The 21,552-nt window shown below is 74.5% G+C and carries 18 protein-coding genes, 1 tRNA gene and 1 other RNA gene; 15 read left to right on the top strand and 5 right to left on the bottom strand.

Annotation, left to right across the window (positions count from 1 at the left end; translation table 11 throughout):
* From ACIRRS_RS27665 to ACIRRS_RS27650, 4 genes are all read left to right on the top strand, one after another.
* A partial coding sequence (locus ACIRRS_RS27665; protein ID WP_402976021.1) for a bifunctional DNA primase/polymerase occupies positions 1-597 on the top strand: 597 nt, incomplete at its 5' end.
* A gap of 70 nt (positions 598-667) precedes the next feature.
* Complete coding sequence (locus ACIRRS_RS27660) at positions 668-2,230, top strand: YfjI family protein (RefSeq protein WP_402976020.1); 1,563 nt, start codon at positions 668-670, stop codon at positions 2,228-2,230.
* Between the two features lie 369 nt (positions 2,231-2,599).
* The gene (locus tag ACIRRS_RS27655) at positions 2,600-2,821 is read left to right on the top strand and encodes an excisionase family DNA-binding protein (protein ID WP_402976018.1); all 222 of its coding nucleotides are present in this window, start codon (positions 2,600-2,602) and stop codon (positions 2,819-2,821) included.
* 13 nt (positions 2,822-2,834) lie between these two features.
* Positions 2,835-4,091, top strand: a complete 1,257-nt coding sequence (locus ACIRRS_RS27650) for a tyrosine-type recombinase/integrase (RefSeq protein WP_402976016.1) — start codon at positions 2,835-2,837, stop codon at positions 4,089-4,091.
* A gap of 80 nt (positions 4,092-4,171) precedes the next feature.
* Here ACIRRS_RS27650 and ACIRRS_RS27645 read toward each other — a convergent pair.
* A tRNA-Ser gene (locus ACIRRS_RS27645) sits at positions 4,172-4,256 on the bottom strand.
* Between the two features lie 108 nt (positions 4,257-4,364).
* On the opposite strand from ACIRRS_RS27645, the gene ffs reads away from it, so the two are divergent.
* The 10 genes from ffs (at position 4,365) to ACIRRS_RS27595 (ending at position 14,284) form a co-directional block, all read left to right on the top strand.
* An RNA gene (gene ffs / locus ACIRRS_RS27640) (signal recognition particle sRNA small type) lies at positions 4,365-4,461 on the top strand.
* A 61-nt stretch (positions 4,462-4,522) separates the two neighbouring features.
* Positions 4,523-6,649, top strand: a complete 2,127-nt coding sequence (locus ACIRRS_RS27635; protein WP_402976014.1) for a DNA polymerase III subunit gamma and tau — start codon at positions 4,523-4,525, stop codon at positions 6,647-6,649.
* A 93-nt stretch (positions 6,650-6,742) separates the two neighbouring features.
* The gene (locus ACIRRS_RS27630) at positions 6,743-7,081 is read left to right on the top strand and encodes a YbaB/EbfC family nucleoid-associated protein (RefSeq protein ID WP_402976012.1); all 339 of its coding nucleotides are present in this window, start codon (positions 6,743-6,745) and stop codon (positions 7,079-7,081) included.
* Between the two features lie 186 nt (positions 7,082-7,267).
* Positions 7,268-7,867 carry a recombination mediator RecR gene (gene recR / locus ACIRRS_RS27625; RefSeq protein ID WP_402976010.1) on the top strand — a complete coding sequence of 200 codons (600 nt, stop codon included), beginning with the start codon at positions 7,268-7,270 and terminating at the stop codon, positions 7,865-7,867.
* Positions 7,860-8,570, top strand: coding sequence for a DUF5063 domain-containing protein (locus ACIRRS_RS27620; protein WP_402976009.1), 711 nt, complete (start codon positions 7,860-7,862; stop codon positions 8,568-8,570). The genes recR and ACIRRS_RS27620 overlap by 8 nt, the downstream gene beginning before the upstream one ends.
* A gap of 385 nt (positions 8,571-8,955) precedes the next feature.
* Positions 8,956-10,236, top strand: coding sequence for an aspartate kinase (locus tag ACIRRS_RS27615; RefSeq protein WP_402976008.1), 1,281 nt, complete (start codon positions 8,956-8,958; stop codon positions 10,234-10,236).
* 31 nt (positions 10,237-10,267) lie between these two features.
* Entirely contained in the window at positions 10,268-11,335 is a 1,068-nt protein-coding gene (locus tag ACIRRS_RS27610; RefSeq protein WP_402976006.1) for an aspartate-semialdehyde dehydrogenase, read from the top strand.
* Between the two features lie 266 nt (positions 11,336-11,601).
* Positions 11,602-12,306, top strand: a complete 705-nt coding sequence (locus tag ACIRRS_RS27605) for a SigE family RNA polymerase sigma factor (protein WP_402976005.1) — start codon at positions 11,602-11,604, stop codon at positions 12,304-12,306.
* Entirely contained in the window at positions 12,299-13,405 is a 1,107-nt protein-coding gene (locus ACIRRS_RS27600; RefSeq protein WP_402976003.1) for a hypothetical protein, read from the top strand. The genes ACIRRS_RS27605 and ACIRRS_RS27600 overlap by 8 nt, the downstream gene beginning before the upstream one ends.
* 99 nt (positions 13,406-13,504) lie before the next feature.
* Positions 13,505-14,284, top strand: a complete 780-nt coding sequence (locus tag ACIRRS_RS27595) for an SURF1 family protein (RefSeq protein ID WP_402976001.1) — start codon at positions 13,505-13,507, stop codon at positions 14,282-14,284.
* Positions 14,285-14,328: 44 nt separating this feature from the next.
* Here ACIRRS_RS27595 and ACIRRS_RS27590 read toward each other — a convergent pair whose 3' ends face one another.
* The 4 genes from ACIRRS_RS27590 to ACIRRS_RS27575 all read right to left on the bottom strand — a co-directional run bounded on the left by ACIRRS_RS27590 (position 14,329) and on the right by ACIRRS_RS27575 (position 18,635).
* Positions 14,329-14,814 carry a hypothetical protein gene (locus ACIRRS_RS27590; RefSeq protein WP_402975999.1) on the bottom strand — a complete coding sequence of 162 codons (486 nt, stop codon included), beginning with the start codon at positions 14,812-14,814 and terminating at the stop codon, positions 14,329-14,331.
* Positions 14,811-16,655, bottom strand: coding sequence for a S9 family peptidase (locus ACIRRS_RS27585; RefSeq protein WP_402975997.1), 1,845 nt, complete (start codon positions 16,653-16,655; stop codon positions 14,811-14,813). The genes ACIRRS_RS27590 and ACIRRS_RS27585 overlap by 4 nt, the downstream gene beginning before the upstream one ends.
* 64 nt (positions 16,656-16,719) lie before the next feature.
* The gene (locus tag ACIRRS_RS27580) at positions 16,720-18,144 is read right to left on the bottom strand and encodes an MFS transporter (RefSeq protein ID WP_402975995.1); all 1,425 of its coding nucleotides are present in this window, start codon (positions 18,142-18,144) and stop codon (positions 16,720-16,722) included.
* Positions 18,145-18,221: 77 nt separating this feature from the next.
* Entirely contained in the window at positions 18,222-18,635 is a 414-nt protein-coding gene (locus ACIRRS_RS27575; protein WP_402975993.1) for a nuclear transport factor 2 family protein, read from the bottom strand.
* A 165-nt stretch (positions 18,636-18,800) separates the two neighbouring features.
* Between ACIRRS_RS27575 and ACIRRS_RS27570 the strand changes: the two genes are divergently transcribed.
* Positions 18,801-21,539: an ATP-binding protein gene (locus ACIRRS_RS27570; protein WP_402975991.1), complete on the top strand. Its 2,739-nt coding sequence runs from the start codon at positions 18,801-18,803 to the stop codon at positions 21,537-21,539.
* Positions 21,540-21,552: the final 13 nt, after the last annotated feature.

The raw sequence follows: 21,552 nt of genomic DNA, 5'->3' as shown, positions 1-21,552 counted from the left end.
GCCGCGCTGTGCGAGCAGCACGACCAGCCGTGGCCGCAGACGTACGAGGTCCGCACCGGCCGGGGCGGCGCCCACCTGTACTTCGCCGCCCCGGCCGGCGTGGTCCTGCGCAACACCTGCGGGGAGAAGGGCAACGGGCTCGGCTGGAAGGTCGACACGAGGGCGCACGGCGGATACGTCGTCGCCCCCGGCAGCACCGTCAACCACCGCCCCTACACCGTCGTCAACGACACCGACCCGGTCCCGCTGCCCGAATGGCTGCTCGGCCTGCTCACCCCCAAGCCCGCCCCGACAACCGTGGTGGACGCGAGCGCGGTGCGGGCCCGGATCGGGCGCCTCGGCCCGTACGTCGACACGGCCGTCGCGCGGGAGACCGCCAATATCAAGGCCACCCGCGAGGGCGGGCGCAACGACCGGCTGTTCGCCTCCGCCGCCGCCCTCGGCCGCCTCGTCGGCTCCGGCGCGCTGCCCGAGGCGGACGCCACCGACGCGCTCCTGAGCGCGGGCCTGGAGGCAGGTCTCGGCGAGGCCGAGTGCAGGCGCACCATCGCCAACGGCCTCGCCCGCGCCGCCGGATCGGTGGGGCGTGCCGCATGAGCAACCGTCACCCGTCCTGCGCCAAGGAGAAGCGCTTCTCCTCGGGGCATCGCCCGAGGCGGTGGGCCGAGTGAACGCCCCCGCCGCGCCGTCCGGGTCGCTGTTCACCGAGGGCTGGGAGAACGCCGTCCCGCCCGCGTTCGCCGCTGAACCGCCCGGGTGGGAGGAGCCGATCCCGCTTGGCCAAGCCCGCGTCCTCCCGCCCTTCCCGGTGGACGCCCTGCCCGGGTGGGTGGCCGCCATGGTCGCGGCGGTGGCGGAGGAGACACAGACGCCGGTCGATCTGGCTGGGTGCCTCGCGTTGGCGGTGCTGGCCGTCGCTGGCGGCGGGCGGGCCGTGGTGGTCGTGCGCGGACGCTGGCGCGAGCCGGTGAACCTCTACGTCGTCGTCGCCCTGCCCCCGGCCAACCGCAAGAGCGCCGTGTTCACGGCCATGACCCGCCCGCTCGTGAAGGTGGAACGGGCCCTGGTCGAGCAGAGCGCGAGCGCGATCGTGGAGGCCACCACCACCGCCAGCCTCGCCCGTGCCGCAGCCGACAAGGCCACCGCCAAGGCCGCCGCCGCGAGCGAGGACGAGCGCGAGGAGCTGAACCGCCTCGCGCTCGATCTGGCCCATACCGCCTCGGAGATCACCGTCCCGGCCGAGCCGCAGCTCATCGCCGACGACGGCACCCCCGCCGCCATCACCACCCTCCTCGCCGAGCAGGGCGGGCGTCTCGCGGTCATGTCCGCCGAGGGCGGCATCTTCGACACCATCGCCGGCCGCTACTCCGGTGGCACCGCCGACATGGAGGTGTTCCTCAAGGGGCACGCCGGGGACCTGCTCAAGGTCAACCGGCAGTCCCGCGACAAGCAGTACATCGACGAGCCCGCCCTCACCATGGCGCTCGCGGTCCAGCCGTGCGTGCTGGAGGACATCGGCCGCAACCGCGTCTTTGACGGCCGTGGCCTGCTCGCCCGCTTCCTGTACTCCATGCCCGAATCGCTCGTCGGCCGGCGCAAGAGTCTCCCGGACCTGATCCCTGACGAGGTCGCGGAGGAGTACGAGCGGAAGGTGACGGCCCTCACCCTCGCGATGGCCGACTGGACCGACCCGGCCGTCCTCACCACCACCCCGGAGGCCGGCGCCGCGCTCGTCGCCTTCCAAGACCGGATCGAACCGCGGCTTGCCCCGTGCGGCGCCCTCGGCCACATCAGCGAGTGGGCCGGGAAGCTCGTCGGCGCCACCGTGCGCATCGCTGGTCTGCTCCACCTCGCCGAGCACGGGGGCGACGGCTACAAGCAGCCCATCACCGTCGACACGGTCGAGCGCGCGATCCGCCTCGGCGAGTACTTCACCGTCCACGCCCTGAACGTCTTCGAGGCCATGGGCGCGGACAAGGCCCTCGCCGGCGCCCGCACCGTCCTCAAGCACCTCACCACCTACCCCACCGAGTCGTTCTCCCGGCGCGACCTCATGGCCAAGCTCTCCCGCGCCGAGTTCCCCACCGTCACCGTCCTGGAGACCGCCCTCGGCCTGCTCGAAGAACACGGCTGGCTCCGCCACGAACCCGCCCCACCGCGCGAGCCCGGCACCCGAGGCCGCCCGCCCGCACCCCGGTACGCCACCCACCCGCACCTCCACCCGAGCTGATCCACCGCACAGACCCGCCCGCAGAATCCACAAAATCCACGAAAGCCATCGACACCCGCCCCGACCAGCAACGACGCCCACCACGCCGACCCGCCACACAAGTCGCTCGGAATTCCACAAAAACCCAGGCGCCCCACCCTCGGGGGGGGGCGGGGGGCGCGGGGGGGGGGGGCCCCCCCCGCCCCGAGGTGCGTCCGGCTATTTCTGCGGAATAAGCGCGGACTTCTGTGGAGAACTCCGTCCGAGCCCATCACCGCAGGTCAGACGCTACAGAGAGGGTTTTTGTGTATTCCGTGGTTTCCGTGGCACCCCGTGCCCTGGTCCGTCCGCACCGCGCCGCCTTGCCCCATCAGCCAAGGAGTAGCCGCAGTGACCGTCACCGCCCTCGGGGACCACCCCGACTACGACCCCACCCTGGTCGCCCTCACGGTCGAGGAGGCCGCCCGCCGACTCAGCATCGGCCGCACCACCATGTACGCGCTCATCAAGGACGGCGAGATCAGGACCGTCCCCATCGGCCGCCTCCGCCGCGTTCCGGCGGAGGAGTGCGCCGCCTACCTCCACCGCAAGATGCACACCGCCGCCGCCTGACCGGAGAACAGACTTGGCAGACAACGAGAAGCGCACCCGCCGTCCGAACGGCACGTCGTCCATCTACAAGGGCGCTGACGGGAAGTGGCACGGCCGCGTCACCATCGGAGTCAAGGACGACGGGACGCCGGACCGGCGGCACGTCGAGCGCAAGACGCAGGCCGAAGTCATCAAGGCTGTCCGGGAGTTGGAGAAGAAGCGCGACGCGGGGGCCGTGCCCAAGGCGGGCCAGAAGTGGACCGTTGGCAAGTGGCTGACCCACTGGATCAAGGAGATCGTGCCGGGCGCCGTCGGTGAGAACACCTACGACGGTTACGAGGTCGCCGTACGGGTGCACCTCGTTCCCGGGCTCGGCGCACACCGTCTGGAGAAGCTGGAACCGGAGCACCTGGAGCGCTTCTACAAGAAGATGCAGGCGAACGGGAGTGCCGCCGGCACCGCCCACCAGGCCCACCGCACCGTCCGGGTCGCCCTCGGTGAGGCCGTTCGGCGTGGCCACCTGACCCGCAACGTGGCCACGATCGCCAAGGCGCCCCGGCTCGAAGAGGAGGAGATCGAGCCCTACTCGGTCGGAGAGGTGCAGGAGATCCTGCTGGAGGTCGGGCGCCGGCGGCACCCGGCCCGCTGGGTCATCGCGCTCGCGCTCGGCCTGCGCCAGGGTGAGGTGCTTGGTATGAAGTGGTCGGACGTCGACCTGGAGTTGGGCGTGATCAGGCTCCGCAGGGGGCGCCTCAGGCCGAAGTACGCGCACGGCTGCGGCGGCGACTGCGGGCGGAAGGCTGGCTACTGCCGCCAACGGGTGCAGATCCGGCGGGAGACGAAGGACACCAAGTCCCGGGCGGGCCGGCGCCCGATCCCACTCCCGGACGAGCTGATCAAGCTCTTCCGGAAGCACCGGGAGGACCAGACCCGCGAGCAGGCCGACGCCCGGCAGCTCTGGGTGGACAAGGACTACGTCTTCGCGTCGCCCACGGGGGAGCCGCTGAACCCGAACACCGACTACCACGAGTGGAAGGACATCCTCAGCGTCGCCGGCGTCCGCGAAGCCCGGCTCCATGACGCGCGCCACACCGCCGGAACCGTGCTCCTGCTCCTCAAGGTTCCGGAGCGGATCGTGATGGCCATCATGGGCTGGTCGTCCGCGTCCATGGCGAAGCGCTACCAGCACGTGACCGACCCCATGCTGCAGGAGGTCGCCGACAAGATCGGCGGGCTGCTGTGGGGTCGCCCGGCCGAAGCGCCCGACGAGGCCCCGGAAAAGGCCGACTGAGACGGAAACTGAGACGAGGTACGACGAAGGCCCCGACCGGAACCCGGTCGGGGCCTTTCGTTTGCCCAGGTGGGCGAAGGCGGAGGATACGAGATTCGAACTCGTGAGGGGTTGCCCCCAACACGCTTTCCAAGCGTGCGCCCTAGGCCTCTAGGCGAATCCTCCGTGGGAGAGCTTAGTACATGTTTCGGGGTGCTCGCGACCAGCTATCCCGCAGGCAGGAGGGCGGGGGTGGCCTGTGGATCGTCGGGGTGGGAATCCGGTAGTGTGGGGGTCAGCCCCTCGTGTGGCGCTATCTCTTTGAACCCCCCCAGGGCCGGAAGGCAGCAAGGGTAGGAGGGCTCTGGCGGGTGCACGGGGGGTCTTCGCGTTCCCGGGGTGGGGCGGGAGGGGCGCCGCGTTTGTCGGTCCGTCCCGATATCGTCGGTGGTGTGTCCCTAGCCCTGTACCGCCGCTATCGCCCCGAGACCTTCGCGGAGGTCATCGGGCAGGAGCACGTGACCGCTCCGCTCCAGCAGGCCCTGCGCAACAACAGGGTCAACCACGCGTACCTGTTCAGCGGGCCGCGCGGCTGCGGGAAGACGACGAGTGCGCGCATCCTCGCCCGTTGCCTGAACTGCGAGCAGGGGCCGACGCCGACGCCCTGCGGGGAGTGCCAGTCCTGCCGTGACCTCGCGACCGGCGGCCCCGGGTCGATCGACGTGATCGAGATCGACGCCGCCTCGCACGGTGGTGTGGACGACGCGCGCGAGCTGCGGGAGCGGGCGTTCTTCGCGCCGGTGCACAGCCGGTACAAGATCTTCATCCTGGACGAGGCGCACATGGTGACCTCGGCCGGGTTCAACGCGCTGCTCAAGGTGGTGGAGGAGCCGCCGGAGCACCTCAAGTTCATCTTCGCGACCACGGAGCCGGAGAAGGTGATCGGGACGATCCGCTCCCGGACGCACCACTACCCGTTCCGGCTCGTCCCGCCCGGCACGCTGCGCGACTACCTCGCGGACGTCTGCGGGCGGGAGGGCATCCAGGTCGAGGACCCGGTGTTCCCGCTGGTGGTGCGGGCCGGCGCGGGCTCCGTGCGCGACTCGATGTCGGTCATGGACCAGCTGCTGGCCGGCGCCGACGAGGGCGGCGTGACGTACCGGATGGCGACCTCGCTGCTCGGGTACACGGACTCGGCCCTGCTGGACGAGGTGGTGGACGCCTTCGCCGCGCAGGACGGGGCGACGGTGTTCCAGGTGATCGACCGGGTCGTCGAGGGCGGGCACGACCCGCGGCGCTTCGTGACGGACCTGCTGGAGCGGCTGCGCGACCTGGTGATCCTCGCCACCGTGCCGGAGGCCGGGGAGAAGGGGCTGATCGACGCCCCGGCGGACCGGATCGCCGTGATGCAGGCCCAGGCGGACGGCTTCGGCGCGGCCGAGCTGAGCCGCGCGGCCGACATCGTCAACACCGGGCTGACGGAGATGCGCGGCAACGCGGCGCCCCGGCTGCAGCTGGAGCTGATCTGCGCCCGGGTGATGCTGCCCGGCGCGTACAGCGACGAGCTGTCGCTGCAGGCGCGGCTGGACAAGCTGGAGCGGCGCGCGGCGGCCGGCGGGGTCGTACCGATGCCCGTGCAGATGCCCGCGGCGATGCCGCCGCCGGTACCCGCAGAGGCGCCCGCCCCGGTCCGGACCCCCGCCCCCGTGCAGGCCCCCGTCGCCCCGCCGATGCCGGCGACCCCGCCCCCGCCGCCCGCCCCCGCGGGCCCCGCACCGGGCGCGTGGCCGATCCCGCGCAGCTTCCCCTCCGCGGGGGGCGCCCCCGCAGCACCCCCCGCGCCCCAGCCGCAGGCGGCCGCGCCGGCGGCCGTGGCACCCGCCCCGGCGCCCGCACCCGCACCTGCCCCGGCCGCGCCCCCGGGCGCCCAGCCCTCCGCCTCCGCGCAGCAGGGCGCCGCGCAGGTGCGCCAGATGTGGCCGCAGATCCTGGAGGCGGTGAAGAACCGCCGCCGCTTCACCTGGATCCTGCTGAGCCAGAACGGCCAGGTGGCCGGGTTCGACGGCAGCGTGCTCCAGGTGTCGTTCATCAACGCCGGCGCCCGCGACAGCTTCGTCAGCAGCAGCAGCGACGACGTGCTGCGCCAGGCCCTGTCCGACGCGCTGGGCGTGGACTGGCGGATCGAGTGCATCGTCGACCCCTCCGGAGGCGTCGGCGGCCCCGCCCCGTCCGCTCCCGCCGCCCCGAGCGGCGGCGGCTGGGGAGCCCCGGCCCGTCCGGCCGCCGCGCCGGTGCAGGCCCCGCCGCCCGCGCCCGTACCGCAGCCGCAGGCCCAGCCCCAGGCGCCCGCCCCGGTGCAGAGCCCGCCGCAGGCCGTGCAGGCTCCGCGCCCGCCCGTGCAGGCGCCGGCCCCGGTGCAGGCTCCGCCTCCGCCGGCCGCTCGGGCGGTGGCGCCGGAGGACGACATCCCGGAGGCGGACGACCCGGACCTCGTCGAGGAGACCTTCTCCGGCCAGGAGCTGATCATCCGCGAGCTGGGTGCCACGGTGCTGGAGGAGATCCACCACCGGGGCAACTGATCGGCACGTAGGCTCGTCGATGACGACGAGGACCTCGTACGGAGGCTCCCGTACGGAAGCCCGTACGGGAGCGACGACAGCAAGGAGAGTGCCGTGTTCCCCGGTGGTGGCCAGCCCAACATGCAGCAGCTGCTCAAGCAGGCGCAGAAGATGCAGCAGGACCTCGCCCAGGCGCAGCAGGAGCTGGCCGAGGCGAGGGTGACCGGTTCGGCGGGCGGCGGCCTGGTCGAGGCGACGGTGACGGGCTCGGGCGAGCTGGTCGCGCTGACGATCGCCCCGGCGGCGGCCGACCCGGAGGACACCGAGACCCTGGCCGACCTCGTGCTGGCGGCCGTCCGGGACGCCAACCAGACGGCGCAGAAGATGCAGGCCGAGCGCATGGGCCCGCTGACCCAGGGCATCGGCGGCGGCATCCCCGGCCTGCCCTTCTGACCCACGGGATGACCCACAAGCTGTCCCTGGGCTGACCCACCGGGTCCGGACAGGGTCGGAAGTTCAGACGGCGGACCCATGTGATTTATGTGGGAGTCGGGCGTCGGGCGGTGTGTCCGGCGCCCGATTCGTTGGATGATGGCACCGGAGCACACGGAGCATCCGGGCACGAGGGAAGGCGCGACGTTGTACGAGGGCGTGGTTCAGGACCTGATCGACGAACTGGGCAGGCTGCCCGGCGTCGGGCCCAAGAGCGCCCAGCGGATCGCCTTCCACATCCTGCAGTCCGACCCGGTCGACGTGCGCCGCCTCGCGCACGCGCTGCTGGAGGTCAAGGACAAGGTCCGCTTCTGCGTGGTCTGCGGCAACGTCGCGGAGGCGGAGCAGTGCCGGGTCTGCCTGGACCCGCGGCGCGACCTCGCCGTCATCTGCGTGGTCGAGGAGCCGAAGGACGTCGTCGCCGTCGAGCGCACCCGCGAGTTCCGCGGCCGCTACCACGTGCTGGGCGGCGCGATCAGCCCCATCGAGGGCGTCGGCCCGGACGATCTGCGCATCCGCGAGCTGCTCGCGCGCCTCGCGGACGGCACGGTCACCGAGCTGATCCTGGCCACCGACCCCAATCTGGAGGGGGAGGCGACCGCCACCTACCTGGCCCGGCTCTGCAAGCCGATGGGCCTGAAGGTGACCCGCCTGGCGAGCGGTCTGCCCGTCGGCGGGGATCTGGAGTACGCGGACGAGGTCACCCTCGGCCGCGCCTTCGAAGGGAGACGACTGCTCGATGTCTGACCGGACGATCAACCAGCAGCCCCACCGGGAGTCCGAGGGCCCCGCGCCGGCCACGGCCACGGCCCCGCACACCCACGCGAACGGCTCGGAGCCGGACGACTTCGCCGTGCAGATCGCCGACTCGGTGGAGAGCTTCGTGCTCGCCGTCACCGAGGTCGCCAAGGGCGACGAGCCGGGCAGCGCGGTCTCGCTGCTGCTCCTCGAGGTCTCGCAGCTGCTGCTGGCCGGCGGCCGGCTGGGCGCCATCGAGGACGTCGTCCCCGAGGACCGCTTCGAGCCCGACGCCGGCCCGGAGCCGGACGGCGAGCAGCTGCGCGAGCGCCTCGCCGTGCTGCTGGCGCCGATCGACGTCTACCACGAGGTCTTCGACCCGTACGGTCCGCCGGAGAAGCCCAACGCCTTCCGGATCTCGGACGACCTGGCCGGTGTGGTCAGCGAGCTGCAGCACGGCCTGACGCACTACCGCGAGGGCCGGGTCAGCGAGGCGCTGTGGTGGTGGCAGTTCTCGTACCTGTCCAACTGGGGCACGACCTGCACGGCGGTGCTGCGGGCCCTGCAGTCGCTGATCGCGCACGTCCGGCTGGACAGCCCGATCGGCGCGGCGGCGGACGGCGCGGACACGGACGACGACGGGCTCACCGACGAGCAGTTGGAGCAGCAGGCCGGCGACCTGATGGCCGCGGAGCTCGGTCTCGGGCGCTGAAGCCCGCGCCCGTAGTCCGTACTCCGTAGTCCGTACTCCGTAGTCCGTACTCCGTACGGCGAGCCTCCGCACTCCGTACGCGGTGCGCCTCCGTACGGCGCGCCGAAAATGTGATGCACACCTCAGCGGGGCGGCCGGGAAGGAAATCCGGCCGCCCCGCCGTGCGTCCCCCCGGCGATTCTTCGGACCGGCACCCGATGCTCCGCAGACCTGCCGGTGCGGCCCCGCCGCCACCGCCCACCTGCTGAAACGAGCGTCTCATCATATGGATCACCCCGGTTCGGGCGGACCCGCTCGGTAGACTGGCGCGGACCGCACACCCCCCTCCACCTGGGGGGAACGGGGGCCGACGCCCCCGGAAAACGACACTAGTCGAGGAGCGCACGTGGGCCTTGTCGTGCAGAAGTACGGCGGCTCATCCGTTGCGGATGCCGAGGGCATCAAGCGCGTGGCCCGCCGAATCGTTGACGCCAAGAAGGCCGGCCATGAGGTCGTCGTCGTGGTGTCCGCGATGGGCGACACGACGGACGAGCTCATCGAACTCGCGGAGCAGGTGTCACCTCTCCCTGCCGGCCGTGAGTTCGACATGCTGCTGACCGCTGGAGAGCGCATCTCCATGGCGCTGCTGGCCATGGCGATCAAATCCCTGGGCCACGAGGCGCAGTCCTTCACGGGCAGTCAGGCCGGTGTCATCACGGACTCCGTCCACAACAGGGCACGCATCATCGACGTGACGCCCGGTCGCATCCGCACCGCGCTCGACGAGGGCAACATCGCGATCGTGGCCGGCTTCCAGGGGGTGTCGCAGACCAGCAAGGACATCACCACGCTGGGCCGCGGCGGCTCCGACACCACCGCCGTCGCCCTCGCCGCCGCGCTCAAGGCCGAGGTCTGCGAGATCTACACCGACGTGGACGGCGTCTTCACCGCCGACCCGCGCGTGGTGAAGAAGGCGCGCAAGATCGACTGGATCGCCTACGAGGACATGCTGGAGCTGGCCTCCTCGGGCACCAAGGTGCTGCTCGACCGTTGTGTCGAGTACGCCCGTCGCTACAACATCCCGATTCACGTACGCTCGTCCTTCTCGGGTCTCCCCGGGACGATCGTCAGCAACGACAACCCGAACAAGCCCGAAGGGGGCGAGATGGAGCAGGCCATCATCTCCGGAGTCGCCCACGACACCTCCGAGGCCAAGGTCACCGTCGTCGGCGTGCCCGACAAGCCCGGTGAGGCGGCGAGCATCTTCCGTGCCATCGCCGACGCCGAGGTGAACATCGACATGGTGGTGCAGAACGTCTCCGCCGCGTCGACCGGTCTGACCGACATCTCCTTCACCCTGCCCAAGGCGGAGGGCCAGAAGGCCATCGACGCCCTGGACCGGGTCAAGGAGGGCATCGGCTACGAGTCCCTGCGCTACGACGACGCGATCGGCAAGATCTCGCTGGTCGGCGCGGGCATGCGCTCCAACCCGGGCGTCACGGCCGCCTTCTTCGAGGCGCTGTCCGCCGCGGGCGTCAACATCGAGCTGATCTCCACCTCGGAGATCCGCATCTCGGTCGTCACCCGCGCCGACGACGTGCCGGAGGCCGTCCGCGCCGTCCACAGCGCCTTCGGCCTGGACAGCGAGAGCGACGAGGCCGTCGTCTACGGCGGCACCGGTCGGTGACGCCCCGTCGGCCGGGCCGGGGCCCCGGGCGGTGACCCGGCGGCCCCACCTCGCCGTCGTCGGCGCCACCGGCGCGGTCGGCGAGGTGCTGCTCGGCCTGCTCGCCCTCCGGCGGGACGTCTGGGGCGAGATCCGGCCCGTCGCCTCCCCGCGCTCGGCCGGCCGTACGGTCGCGGTGCGCGGTGAGCCCGTCGAGGTCCTGCCGCTGACGGAGGAGGCGCTCGCCGGGATCGACGTCGCCGTGTTCGCCGTCCCCGCCGCGATCGCCGCCCAGTGGGCGCCGATCGCGGCGGCCAAGGGCGTCGTGGTCGTCGACGGCTCGGCCGCCTTCCGCGCCGACGAGGACGTGCCGCTGGTCGTCCCCGAGGTCAACGCGGCGGCGCTGCGGATACGCCCGCGCGGCATCGTCGCCGGCCCGGCCGCGGCCACCCTGGCGATGACGGCGGCGCTCGGCTCCCTGCACGCCGAGTACGGGCTGGCGCAGCTGGTCGTCGCCACCTACCAGGCCGCCACCGGCGAGGGCCGGGCCGGGGAGACGGCGCTGCGCACCCAGACCGCGCTGGTGACCGGCACCACGGCGGGCCGCCAGACCGGCGACCTGCGGGCGGTGATCGCCGAGCACGGGCCGTTCGCCGCGCCGCTGGCCCACAACGCGGTGCCGTGGTCCGGCGGGGAGCCGGGGGAGGGCGGCTGGTCCGGCGAGGAGCTCGGGCTGCGCGCCGAGGCCCGCAAGGTCCTGGGCCTGCCCGCCCTGAAGGTCTCCGCGACCTGCGTGCACGTGCCGGTCGTCCGGACGCACGCGCTCTCCGTGCACGCCCGCTTCGAACGCGAGGTCTCCCAGGAGCACGCGCAGGACATCCTGCGGGACGCCCCCGGCGTGGTGCTCTACGACGACCCGGCGGAGGGCGAGTTCCCCACCCCGAACGACGCCGTCGGCACCGACCCGGTCTGGGTCGGCCGGGTGCGGCGCGCCCTGGACGAGCCCGAGGCGCTCGACCTCTTCCTCTGCGGCGACAACCTGCGCAAGGGCTCGGCGCTGAACCTGCTGCAGATCGCCGAACTGGTGGCCGGTGAACTGACGCCCGATCGGGAGCCGTAGGCCTCAGGGGTGTACGGGCACCCGGCTTCGTCACGACGGTGTCCGTTCCTCGACACGATCCGTCCGGAATCCCCCGCAATCCCCTGGAGGCGGCTTCCGTCGATGCGGAAGAATGGGCCCGGTCCGGGCAACCATGACAGGGGATCGAGTGTCCAACGGGCGTGGCGAACGTGATGGTGGGGGTACGGGCGGGCATCCCGGCGAGAGCCGCGGTGACGTTCCCGTCGCGCTACCCGTGGCCTGCGAGTAGACCGGACGACGACCAGATGACCGCGGTCGCACCTGGTCCGTCGGGTTCCGGTGCCGATCCCGGGCCCGGCGCCGACCCCTGCGCGGAACCGGGAGGGGCGCAGGGCGGGGCCCGGGACGGGGCTCGGGAGGACGTACGGACCGGCGCGCGGCCGGGCGTTCACAACGGCGAGCAGTCCGGTGCGCCCTCCGGAGCGCTGCCCGGCGCGGTGGCGGGCCCGCTCCTCGGGACCAGCGAGGACCTGCTCACCGCGACGTACCAGGCGCACTACCGCTCCCTGCTCCGGCTCGCCGCCCTGCTCCTCGACGACCTCTCGACCTGCGAGGACGTCGTCCAGGAGGCGTTCATCCGGGTCCACGCCGCCCGGCGCCGGGTGCGCGAGCCCGAGAAGACCCTCGCCTACCTGCGGCAGACCGTCGTCAACCTGTCCCGCTCCACGCTGCGCCGCCGGATTCTCGGCCTGCGGCTGCTGCCGAAGCCCATGCCTGACATGGCCAGTGCAGAAGAAGGCGCTTACGATGCGCTGGAGCGCGACCAGTTGAAGGCCGCGCTGCGTGGTCTGCAACGCCGTCAGCGGGAGGTCTTGGTGCTGCGTTACTTCGTGGACATGACGGAGGCGCAGGTCGCCGACACCCTGGGCATCTCGCTCGGATCGGTCAAGGCCTACGGCTCGCGCGGCCTCGCCGCCCTCCGCGCCCAGATGGAGGCCGGCCATGGCTGACGGGCTCTCGCCCGAGGAACGGGCCGTCCGGGCGCTGATGCACCACGCCGTCGACGACATCCAGCCCGATCCCGCCGCCCTCGCCGCCCTCCGGCAGGCCGTGCCCCGGCGCCGGGCCGCCCGCAGGGGCGCCTGGACGGGCGCGGCGGCCCTCACCCTGGCCGTCGCCGTGGCCATGCCCGCCCTGCACGGCGGCGAACACCTCGGCCTGTCCGGCGGGCCCGGCTCACCGGACGCCAAGGGGCCGGCCGTCGGCAGCCCCGGCAGCTCGACCGGCACCACCGTCGGCGGCTCCGGGGTGAGCCGCCCCGGCCGCGACGGCTGGGGCGGCACCGCGACGCCCTCCGGGGCGGGCCCCGCCTCGCCCAGCGCCGGCAGCGGACGGCCGGACGGGGCCGCGACGGCCAGCACCGGGGCCACCAGCTCCGTGCTCGTGCCGCTCTGCGCCCGCGCCGACCTCGGGCAGGGCGCCGCGCAGGTCGGCGCGGTCGACGCGGCGGGGCGGGTGTACGGCTCGTTCACCGTCTACAACGTCTCCGACCACAGCTGCCGCCTCGGCGGGCCCGGGGCCGTCTCGGTCACCGCCGTCACCGGCGCCGACCGCACCCGCGTCCGTACGGCCGACCACAGCCCCGGCGACCCGGCGGAGGGCCTGCCCGCGATGGACGCCGAACCGCCCGTCCTCGCCCCGCAGGCGGGCTACCGGGTGCCGTTCGCGTGGGTGCCCGACCAGACCTGCGGCACCGGCACCGGCACGACCACCGGCTCCACCACCGGGACCAACCAGCCCGCGGCCGCCACCCAGGCCCCGGCGGCCAGCCAGGCCCCGGCCGCGGGCACCTCGGCCGCCCCGCCCGTCAACCCGCAGGCGACCACCACCCCGAGCGCCAACCCCAGCGGAGCCCCCAGCCCCACGGCCACCCCGCCGACCGGCAACCCGAGCCCCGCCCCGGCCACCGCCACCCTCGCCCACACCCCGGCCCCGGGCAGCCCCACCGCCGCCACCGCCACCGTCCCCGTCCCCTGCCCGGGCACCGTCTACCGCGGCGGCGTCCAGCCTGCGGCGGCCCCGGCGCCGGGAACACCCACGACGCACTGAGGCGCGGGCCGCTGCCGCCCCGCCTCCCGGCGGGCCGGGAGCCCGTCGGGAGGGCCCCTGTGGTCGGGGTGGGTGTGAGGAGTGGTTACCGTGGGGGGTGTGTACCGGTTCCTCCTCACTCCGCGGTGGCTGAGCGGCACCGCACTGGCCGTGGCGGCCGTGGCGGTGTGCGTCTGGCTGGGCACCTGGCAGCTCGGGCGGTTCGAGGACCGGGTCTCGACGCACCAGGAGAACAAGCAGGCCGTCACCGCTTCGGGTGAGGCCCGGCCGATCGGCGAGCTGCTCAACAGCGCCGCCCCGCAGGTGTCCACCGTGACCGTCGGCAAGTCCGTCACCGTCGGCGGAAGTTACGACGCCGAGCACCAACTGCTCGTCCCCAACCGCGCGTTGGACGGCCGCCAGGGCTACTACGTGCTCACCCCGCTGCGCACCGCGGACGGTCACGCCGTCGCCGTCGTGCGCGGCTGGGCCCCCGGGGCGCCCGCCGCCGCGCCCGCGCCGCCGAGCGGCGAGGTGACCGTGACCGGGCGGCTGCAGGCGAACGAGTCGGTGGGCAGCAACGGCGCCGTGGCCGGCGGGCTCCCGGCCGGGGAACTCGGCATGATCAACCGGGCGTCGCTGCTCAACGTGCTGGAGTACGACGGCTGGTACGACGGCTGGGTGGCCGCCGACGAGTCGCCCGCCGGGCTGACCGCCGTGCCGACCGTCCAGCCGCAGGGCGGGGACGGGCTGACGCTGCGCGCGTTCCAGAACCTGGGCTACACGCTGGAGTGGTTCGTCTTCGGCGGGTTCGTCGTCTTCATGTGGTTCCGCCTGGTGCGCCGCGAGGCGGAGACGGAGCAGGACCGGGCCCTGGGCTTGGACCCGGTCCTGGACTGAGCCGGCTGAGCCGGTTGGCGGTTGAGGCAGCCGAGGCAGCCGGGTCAGCGCCTGGGCGCCGTCCCGGGCACGCCCGGCTTCTGCGCGGTGGGCGTCGGCGAGGTCGGCGTCGGCCGCGGCTCGCTGTGGCAGTGGCCGTGCCCGGTCACGCCGTCGTTGGAGCTGTAGTGGTCGATGTGGTGGTGCACCGTCCGCCCGTTCTTCGGGGCCTTGCCGCCGGACCCCTTGGACCCCGACCCCTTGCCGCCGGACCCGGGCCCCTGCGCGGCCTGCTCCGACTCGGGCTCCCCCTCGGCCTCGTGGGCCGCCGGCCGTACGAAGCCCCCGGCCCCCGTCACGCTGGACTTCGTGACGCCGGCCGCGGGAGCCGTGGTGGCCGCCGGAGCCGCCGTCACCGGCGAGGCGGGAGCGACCGGGGCGACCGGAGCCGGAGGCGGGCACGCCGCCTCGTCGCCGTGCGAGCCCGAGCAGCCGGTGAGCACCAGCGCCCCGGCCACCGCCACCCCGGCCAGCGCGAGCCGACGCCTCACGCGCCGCCCCCGTCCACCCCGAGGTGCCGGCGCACGAAGTCGATCTCCAGTCGCAGCTGCTTGATCCGCTCCTCCACCACCAGCGACCCGTGCCCGGCGTCGTACCGGTACACCTCGTGCGGCTTGCCGAGGGCCTCCAGCCGCTCGACGTAGTTGTCGATCTGCCGGATCGGGCAGCGCGGGTCGTTCACCCCGGCGCTGAGGTAGACCGGCACCCGCACCCGCTCGACGTGGGTGATCGGCGAGGAGGCCGTGTAGCGCTCGGGCACCTCCTCCGGCGTGCCGCCGAACAGGGTGCGGTCCAGCGACTTGAGCGCCTCCATCTCGTCCGCGTACGCCGTGTGGTAGTCCGCGACGGGCACGGCCGCGAGGCCGAGCGACCACAGCTCGGGCTGGACGCCGAGGCCGAGCAGGGTGAGGAAGCCGCCCCAGCTGCCGCCGGAGAGCACCAGGCGCGCCGGGTCGGCGAGGCCGCTCGACACCGCCCACGCGCGCACGGCCGCGACGTCCTCCAGCTCGATCAGGCCGACGCGCTCGCGCAGCGCGTCCGTCCAGGCCTGGCCGTAGCCGGTGGAGCCGCGGTAGTTGACCCGGACGACGGCGAAGCCGTGGTCCAGCCAGGCGGCCGGGCCGGCGGAGAAGGAGTCGCTGTCGTGGTGCGTCGGGCCGCCGTGGACCTCGAAGACCGTCGGGTACGGGCCTGGCCCGGCCGGGCGCTGCACCAGGGCGTGGACCCGGCCGCCGGGCCCGTCCACCCAGACGTCCTCGACGGGGACGGAGCCGGGCGGCACCGGGCCGGGCGCGCGCAGCACGACCGTCCCGGCGGTGGAGCGGACGGCGGAGGGCTCGGCGGCGGAGGACCACAGGTACTCGACGGTGCCGTCCGGGCGGGGCGTGGCGCCGCCGACGGTGCCGCGCGGGGTGTCGACGCGGGTGAGCCGGCCGTCCGCGAGGGAGTACGAGAACAGCTCGCTGCGGGCCTCGTACTCGTGCTCGACGAGCAGTTCGGCGGCGCCGGGGCGCCACTGGGCGGAGACGTCGCCGGGCAGTTCGCGGCCCTGCTCGTCGCGCAGGGGGAGGGCGGTCTCGGCGCCGGTGGCGACGTCCCAGATCATCGGCTCCCAGCGGCCGCTGCGCTGGTGCGCGACCAGCATCCGGGTGTCGCCGTCGACGGGGGCGAAACCGAGGCAGGCGACACCGCGCGGGTGCTCGCTGCCGGTGACCTCGTCGAGCTCGGCGACGGCCTCGATCCCGCCGGTCCCGCTCTCCTCCGTGATCCGGTAGACGCGCAGCGCCGAGTGCATGGCGTCGCCGTGCTCGGTGTGGTCGACGGCGAGGAGGGTGGCGTCGTGGCTGAGGTCGGCGACGCCGCCGTACTCCTCGTGCCGGTAGACCTCGACGGCCTCGGAGGCGCCGGGGCGGCGCAGGTGCAGGGTGGTGCCGTGCTCGTCGGTGGAGCGGCCGACGACCACGGTGCCGTCGCGGCCGAGCGCCAGGCCCGCCGAGTAGGAGGCGGCGAGGCCCGGCACGGCCTCCTCGTCGGGGCCGCCGGCGAAGGGCTGGCGGCGCCAGACGCCGAACTCGTCGCCGTCCCGGTCGTCGAACCACCACACCCAGGCGCCGTCCGGGGACAGTTCGGCGTCGGTGGTGCCGTTCGGCCGGTCCGTCACCCGGCGGTGGGCGCCGGTGGCGCGGTCCCAGGCGTAGACCTCGTACGTGCCGGTCGCGTTGGACACGTACAGCGCCCGGTCGGGGGCGTCCTCCGCCCAGTCGGGAAGCGACACCCGGGCCGCCCTGAACCGCTGCTCCCACGCCGGAACGGCGCTCTTCTCCTCGCTCATCCGACCATCCAACCCGATGCGGGGGGCGGAACGGAACGCGCGGGTGTACTCGGGGCGTCGTGGTTCAGCCGCGGGGCGCGGCACGGTGACGGTCCGGCAGCAGCCGGACGAGCGCCACCAGCGCCAACTCCAGCCCGGCGAGGGCCAGCACGCTGTGCCCGAAGGCGGCTGTCGGGTCGTCGGCGCCGTAGTAGACCAGCCCGATCAGCGCGACGCCGAGCGCCCCGCCGACCTGCTGCACGGTGGACACCACCCCGGCCGCGGAGCCGGCCAGCCGGGGGTCGGCGGCGGCCAGGGCGACGGTGGTGACCGGGGCGATCACCAGGCCCATGCCGATCCCGTCCACGAACAGCCCGGGCGCCAGCCACCAGGTGCTGCCCGTCGGCTCCCGGTACGCCGCGAGGGCGAGCAGGAGCAGGCCGGCGGCCATCACCAGGGCGCCCGCGGTGATCGTGCGCGGCTCGCCGAGGCGGGCGGTGACGCGGTGGGTGGCGTTGGACGTGAGCAGGTAGCCGAGGCCGATCGCGGTGAACACCAGGCCGGCGCCGAGCGCGTCCAGGCCGCGGCCGGACTGGAGGTGCAGGGCGAGGACGAGGAAGAAGGAGCCCTGGCCGAGCATGAAGACGAGCTGGGCGAGCACGCCGGTGCTGAACGCCCGGCTGCGGAACAGGCGGGTGTCGACCAGCGGGGAGCCGCCGGAGCCGGTGGCGCGGTGCTGGTGCGCGGCGAAGGCGGCCAGCAGGGCGGGGGAGGCGGCCAGGCAGAGCACCGTCCACAGCGGCCAGTCCAGCCCGGGGCCCTGGATCAGCGGCAGCACCAGGGCGGTCAGCGCGACGGTGACCAGCAGCACGCCCGCCGGGTCCAGCCCGGGGCGCTGCGGGGCGCGGGACTCGGGCAGGCAGCGGCGCACGAGCGCCAGGGCGGCCAGGCCGACCGGCAGGTTGATCAGGAAGCAGCTGCGCCAGCCGAGGCCGAGGACGTCCGCGTGGATCAGCAGCCCGCCGATCAGCTGGCCGAGCACGGCGCCCAGGCCCATCGTCAGCCCGTACCGGGCGAAGGCCCGCGCCTGGGCCGCGCCCTCGTAGGCGGTGCGCAGGATCGCGAGCACCTGCGGGCTCATCAGCGCGCCCGCGAGGCCCTGCGCGACCCGGGCGCCGACCAGGGCGGTCGCGGTGGGGGCCAGGCCGCAGGCGGCGGAGGCGAGGGTGAACAGGGCCAGGCCGAGGCCGAACATCCGGCGGCGGCCGTACCGGTCGCCGAGGCGGCCCGCGGTGACGAGGCCGGCGGCGAAGGCGAGGCCGAAGCCGGCGACCACCCACTGGACGGCGGCGGGGCCGGCGCCCAGGTCGGACTGGAGGGAGGGGACGGCGACGTTGACGACGAAGACGTCGAGGGCGGTCATGAAGGTGGCGGTCAGGACGACCGGCAGCAGGCCGCGGGGGGCCGCGGGCTTCACCGGGGGGCTGCTCTGGTGGAGGGCGGTGCTCAACTCGGGCTCTCCTAGCGGGAGTAGGGCGTCGGAGGGGCCGCCGTCGGTTTGGCGGCCCCTCCGACGGGGGCGGCGGTTCAGACGCCGGGCACGCGGTCCAGGAAGCCGTACACGGCGCCGATGCGGCCGTCCGGGGTGGCGGTCAGCACGTCGAAGCCGATGACCAGGGGCTCGGCGCTCCCCGGGCCCTCGGGGCCCTCGGGGCCCTCGGGGCCCTCGGGGCCGAGGTTCCAGGTGAACCGGGCGATGTCGTGGTGGGCGTCGACCGGGCCGAGGGTGAAGCGCAGGCCGGGGAACTGGGCCTGGGCGGCGCCGATCAGGCCGTCGATCGCCTCCCGGCCGGTGACGGCGGCCAGCGGGTCGGTGTAGCGGCCGTCCTCGGCCCAGACCTCGTCGACCAGCTTGCGGCGGGCGGCCGGGTCGGTCTCGTTCCAGACGGCGAGGTAGCGCTCGGCGAGCTGCTGGAGGGCGGCGGTGGTGAACTCGGTCATGGCGGACTCCCGTGTGGTGGTGGGGGGTTCGGCCGGTCGTTCCGGCGTGTTCACCACGTTAGGGACGGGCCGCCGGGGGCGAATCAGTCACGTATCCGTAGGGGCGTACGTAGGGGTGCGTGCTGTCCCGCCGCCGGTGCGGGGCCGGGTGGGTAGGGTCGGGGCATGCTGTACGGGAGGGAAGGCGAACAGGCCGCCGTGGAACGCCTGCTGGCGGCGGCCCGGGACGGGCGCAGCGGCGTGCTGCTGCTCCGGGGCGAGCCGGGCATCGGCAAGACGGCGCTGCTGGACGACGCGGTGGCCCGCGCCGGGTCGGGGTTCCGGGTGATCCGGGCGGCCGGCGTGGAGTACGAGGCCGAACTGCCCTTCGCCGGGCTGAGCCTGCTGCTCGCCCCCGGGCTGGACCGCCTCCCCGCGCTCCCCGGTGCGCAGCGGCGGGCCCTGGAGCGGGCGTTCGGGCTGGCGGAGGAGGAGTCGGCGCCCTCCGACCGGCTGCTGGTCGGCCTCGCCACCCTCGGGCTTCTCGCCGAACTCGCCTCCGACCGGCCGCTGTTGTGCGTGGTCGACGACCTCCAGTGGCTGGACGGGGCCTCGCTGGACGCGCTGCTGCTCGCGGCGCGGCGGCTGCAGGCGGAGGGCGTGGTGCTGCTGCTCGCCGCACGGCCCGAGTTCGGCGCCGAACGGCCGTACGGGCTGCCGGAGTTGACCGTGCCCGGGCTCTCCGACGAGGATGCGGACCGGCTGCTGGCCGACAGGCTGTCCGGGGCCGGTGCTGGGGCCGGTGCCGTGGCGGCCTTGCCGGCCTCCATCAGGGCCGGGCTGCTCGCCGGGGCCGCCGGGAACCCGCTGGCGCTCGCCGAACTCCCGCTCACCGAAATCCCGCTCGCCGCCGGGCCGCACGCCGACGGGCTGCCCCTGACCAGCCGCCTCCTGGTCGCCTTCCACGGCCGGGTCACCGGCCTGCCCGCCGCCACCCAGACCCTGCTGCTCGCCGCCGCCGTCGAGGAGAACGGCGACCTCGCCGTCGTCCTGCCCGCCGCCGAGGCCCTCGGCGCCGGGGCCGAACACCTCGCCCCCGCCGAGGAGTTCGGCCTGGTGACGGTCACCCCGGAGCGCCGCGTCGCCTTCCGGCACCCGCTGCTGCGCGCCGCCGTCCTCCAACGGGCCCCGCACCACCAGCGGTTGGCCGTCCACCGGGCCGTCGCCGAGGCCCTGCCCGAGGGCGACCGCCGCACCTGGCACCGCGCCCACGCCGCCACCGGGCCCGACGCCGACCTGGCCGACGCGCTGGAGCGCGCCGCCGTCCGCGCCGAACGCAGCGGCGGCCGGGGCGGCGCCACCGCGTACGAGCGCGCCGCCCGGCTCACCCCGGACGGCGACGGCGCCACCCGCCGCCTCGTCCTCGCCGCCGAAGCCGCCACCGAGGAGGGGGAGTTGGAGCGCGCCGAGGCCCTCGCCGACGAGGCCTCGGCCCGTACGGACGACGCGCTGGCGCTGGCCCTGCTCGACCAGGTCCGGGCCGTCGCCCACTTCTGGCGCGGCTCGTACCCGACGGCGCACCGGCTGCTCCTGGACGCCGCCGGCTCCGACATCGAGCGGCCGCACGCCGCGCGGATGCTGTTCCAGGCCTTCCACGCCGCCTGGTACGTGGGGGAGGAGCCGGTGGCCGCCGTCCTCGACCGGCTCGCGGCCCTGGAGCTCGAGGACGGCTGCCCACTCGCCCCGCTGGCCCGGTACCTCCCTGCCGTCGTCCTGCCCGCCCTCGGCCGGCCCGTAGGCCCCGTTCCGCCCGCCCGGGAGACCGTCGAGGCCGCCCGCAGAGCCGGGGCCGAGAGCCCGGTCGACCTGGTGCAGCTCTGCGGCGCCACCCTGGTGCTCGGCCGCGACGACGAGACCGCCGAGCTCGCGGCCGAACTCGCCGCCGAGGCCCGGGCCAAGGGCACCGTCGGCGTGCTGCCCACCCTGCAGTTCTTCCTCGCCGAGGCCGAGCTCTTCCACGGCCGCCACCGGGACGCCGAGGTCACCGCCACCGGCGCCCTGAGCCTCGCCCGGGACACCGGCCAGCACCAGTGGGTCAGCCAACTCGAAGCGCTCCTGGCGTACGTGGCCGCCCTCGACGGGCGCGAGGAGCAGTGCGCGGACCACGCCGCCGCCTCCCTCGCGACCACCGGCGCCCAGACCGCCGCCCCCGCCGCCGGACACCCCTGGGCCCAGTGGGCCCTCGCCGTGCTGGACCTCGGCCGGGGCCGGGCCGGCGACGCCGCCGACCGCCTGCACGCCCTCGTCACCGGCCCCCACCGGCACCACGTCAGCGCCACCCGGGCCGTCCCCGACCTCGTCGAGGCCGCCGTCCGCCTCGGCACCCCCGAGCGCGCCGCCGAGCCGTACGAGCGCTTTGCCCGCTGGACGGCCGCCGTCGACCGCCCCTGGGCCGAGGCCCTGCGCCTGCGCTGCCAGGCCCTCCTCGGCCCCGAGGAACTCGCCGAGTCCGCCTACACCGCGGCCCTCGCCCTCCACGAGGGCGCCAACCGCCCGTTCGAGCAGGCCCGCACGGCCCTGCTCCACGGCGAATGGCTGCGCCGCGCCCGCCGCCGCACGGACGCCCGCCCGCACCTGCGCGCCGCCCTGGAAACCTTCGACCGCCTCGGCGCCACCCCCTGGTCCGCCCGGGCCCGCACAGAACTCGCCGCCACCGGGGGCCAGGCCGTGGCCACCCCCTCAGCCCCTCTCTCCCCCTTGACCCCCCAGGAACTCCAGATCGCCCGCCTGGCCGCCCAGGGCCTCACCAACCGCGACATCGCCGCCCAACTCTTCCTCAGCCCGCGCACCGTCGCCCACCACCTCTACAAGGCCTACCCCAAGCTCGGCATCACCTCCCGCACCGCCCTCGCCGCGGCCCTGTGACCCCGCGACCGCC

Source organism: Kitasatospora sp. NPDC101183 (assembly GCF_044767945.1).
Taxonomy (GTDB): domain Bacteria; phylum Actinomycetota; class Actinomycetes; order Streptomycetales; family Streptomycetaceae; genus Kitasatospora.
The sequence above is the reverse complement of the archived record's forward strand: the minus strand, read 5'-3'. Positions and strand labels throughout refer to the sequence as shown.

Bases quoted from the DNA above. Each gene is read 5' to 3' on its own strand.
- ACIRRS_RS27620 (WP_402976009.1), top strand. From the start codon at position 7,860: ATGTCTGACCGGACGATCAACCAGCAGCCCCACCGGGAGTCCGAGGGC.
- ACIRRS_RS27605 (WP_402976005.1), top strand. From the start codon at position 11,602: ATGACCGCGGTCGCACCTGGTCCGTCGGGTTCCGGTGCCGATCCCGGG.
- ACIRRS_RS27600 (WP_402976003.1), top strand. From the start codon at position 12,299: ATGGCTGACGGGCTCTCGCCCGAGGAACGGGCCGTCCGGGCGCTGATG.
- ACIRRS_RS27585 (WP_402975997.1), bottom strand. From the start codon at position 16,655: ATGAGCGAGGAGAAGAGCGCCGTTCCGGCGTGGGAGCAGCGGTTCAGG.
- ACIRRS_RS27575 (WP_402975993.1), bottom strand. From the start codon at position 18,635: ATGACCGAGTTCACCACCGCCGCCCTCCAGCAGCTCGCCGAGCGCTAC.
- ACIRRS_RS27570 (WP_402975991.1), top strand. From the start codon at position 18,801: ATGCTGTACGGGAGGGAAGGCGAACAGGCCGCCGTGGAACGCCTGCTG.